The following is a 2,262-nucleotide window of genomic DNA, read 5'->3' as shown; positions in this document are numbered from 1 at the left end:
CCACACCCACTCCCGCGGCGCTCGCGCCCGCCGCCCCCCGCGCAGGCCCCGCCGCCCCCGGCCCCGCAACCCGAAACCGCCGCCCGCGTCGCCGCCATCCAGCAGCGTCACGACGACGAGGTCGTCGCCCTGCTCGACGAGCACTCCCGGCGGCTGCGCCTCGAACCCGCGATGCCGCTGCACCAAGCCGTCGTCATGCTCGGCGCGCTGGGGATCGGCCTCGCCCTGCGTCAGACGGTCGCCCCGGCGGCCGACCCCGCCGCCATCCTCAGCCATGTGCTGGACACGGTCTTCCCGCCACCCGAGCACCGCTGAGCGTGGGCGGCGGGTGCGGCTCGGGTGACGTTTCCATTTCACTCGATCGGGTCACGCTCCACTTCGGACCGACACCGTCCGGCAGCCCGGAATCCCCCGGCGAAGGCCGCGCGCGTTACCCGGAGGGAGACGCTCAAACCTCCACTTTCCGGTGTCCCCCACCGGCACACCGGACGGTTGCCGCGATCACCGGCGCGTCCGAAGGTGGTGGTACCGAAGAAAGTTCGTACTACCACCGGAGAAAGGACGCAAGATGGCCAGCACCTTGTCACCCCAGCAGCTGTTGGACAGCGCCGTGGTCGATCCCGAAGGCAACAAGATCGGCAAGGTGGGAAACGTCTACCTCGCCGACGCGACGCGGCAACCCGAATGGATCACGGTGCGGACCGGGCTGTTCGGCACCAAGGAGAGCTTCGTGCCGCTGCAGGGCGCGAACATGGAGCGCGACGGCGTCCACGTGAACGTCGCGAAGGACCAGGTTTCCGAGGCCCCGCGCATCGATGCCGACGGCAGGCTCTCGATGGACGAGAGCGCCGAACTCTACCGGCACTACGGCATGCCGGTGCCTCGCACGGCTCCCGACGCCGGCATCGGTCGCGGCCCGGCGGGCTCGGGACAGGGCGGCCGCGCGGGCGGGCGGCCCGAGGACCGGGGCAAGGCCGCGAAGAGCGGCAAGGGTACCCCCGACGCCGAGATGATCCGTTCGGAGGAGCAGCTCAACGTCGGTACCGAGCAGGTCGAGACGGGCCACGTCCGCCTCCGCAAGTATGTCGTCACCGAGGAACAGCAAGTCACGGTCCCGGTGCGGCACGAAGAGGTCCGGATCGAACGCGAGCCGATCACCGACGGCTCCGCCCGCCCCGGGGACGAGCTCGGCGAGCAGGAGCAGGACATCGCGCTGCACGCCGAAAAACCGGTGGTGCGCAAGGAAACCCGTCCTGTCGAACGACTCCGCGCGAGCACCGAGACGGTCACCGAGGACCAGACCGTCACCGGTGAGGTGCGCAAGGAACAGTTCGACGTCCAGGACGACAGCACGAAGAAGCGCCGCAAATCCTGACACCGCCGCGGGCCGCGCCGTGTCCTCTTCGGACGGTGCGGCCCGCGCCCGGCCCTCGTTACCGGGACTCGGACACGGTGGCCCGCTGTTCGCCCGCGGTGAGCGCGGCGATCAGGATCTGGGCGACGTCCTCACCCTTCGCGCCGGCGAGCATCTTCCCGAGTTCGGCGCCCTGGATGGCGATCTCGGTGCTGCGAGGGAACATCACCCGCTCGTACTCGGCGAGCGCGGCTTCGACGTCACCGGGGTGTGCGGCGAGGGCCTGGCCGAGATCGGCGCCGTCGAGCATGGCCAGGTTGGCGCCTTCGCCGTTCGGAGCGGTGAGGTGCGCGGCGTCGCCGATCAGGGTCACGCCCGGCACCCGATCCCACCGGTGTTCGATCGGCAAGGCGTAGTGCGGGCGCAGGATCAGCGGTGTGTCGCCGTCGGTGATCAGCGCGGTGAGTTCCGGTGCCCAGCCCGCGAATTCCCGCGCGATCCGTGCGGCGGCCGCGGCGGGATCGGTGAAATCGATGGCGGCAAACCATTCCTGAGACCTGACGAGCGTCACGTAGGTGTGCAGGGTGTCGCCCTTTTCCCGGTGCGCATGGATTCCCTCGCCCCGCGATGGCGCGCCCATCGACCCGCCGCCGACCACCTTCGCGGTGGCCGGATGCCGGGTGTCCGCCTCGTACAGATAGGTCTCGACGAACGACGTGCCGGTGTACTCGGGTACCGCGCCGGACAGCAGCGGCCGCACCTTCGACCAAGCCCCGTCGGCGCCGACCAGGAGACTCGTGACCACGGTCGTGGGGGGGGGGGGCCGGGGCCCCAAGAAGCTGCCCGCGCCGCCCCGCCACCCACCCGGCCGCCCACCGACCCGAGCCGAGGGCCGGAGCCCGGGCCCG

Annotated in this window: 1 protein-coding gene and 2 pseudogenes; 2 read left to right on the top strand and 1 reads right to left on the bottom strand. The window is 71.2% G+C overall.

Annotated elements, in window-relative coordinates:
• Window positions 1-315, top strand: a pseudogene (locus tag ACFWX1_RS47165) (hypothetical protein); the annotation flags it as partial.
• Between the two features lie 253 nt (window positions 316-568).
• Entirely contained in the window at window positions 569-1,375 is an 807-nt protein-coding gene (locus tag ACFWX1_RS47160; protein WP_378396469.1) for a DUF2382 domain-containing protein, read from the top strand.
• A 58-nt stretch (window positions 1,376-1,433) separates the two neighbouring features.
• Here ACFWX1_RS47160 and ACFWX1_RS47155 read toward each other — a convergent pair.
• A pseudogene (locus ACFWX1_RS47155) lies at window positions 1,434-2,262 on the bottom strand (FAD-dependent monooxygenase); the annotation flags it as partial.

The sequence above is a fragment of the Amycolatopsis sp. NPDC059021 genome, assembly GCF_042739895.1.
Taxonomy (GTDB): domain Bacteria; phylum Actinomycetota; class Actinomycetes; order Mycobacteriales; family Pseudonocardiaceae; genus Amycolatopsis.
The sequence above is the reverse complement of the archived record's forward strand: the minus strand, read 5'-3'. Positions and strand labels throughout refer to the sequence as shown.

Bases quoted from the DNA above. Each gene is read 5' to 3' on its own strand.
- ACFWX1_RS47160 (WP_378396469.1), top strand. From the start codon at position 569: ATGGCCAGCACCTTGTCACCCCAGCAGCTGTTGGACAGCGCCGTGGTC.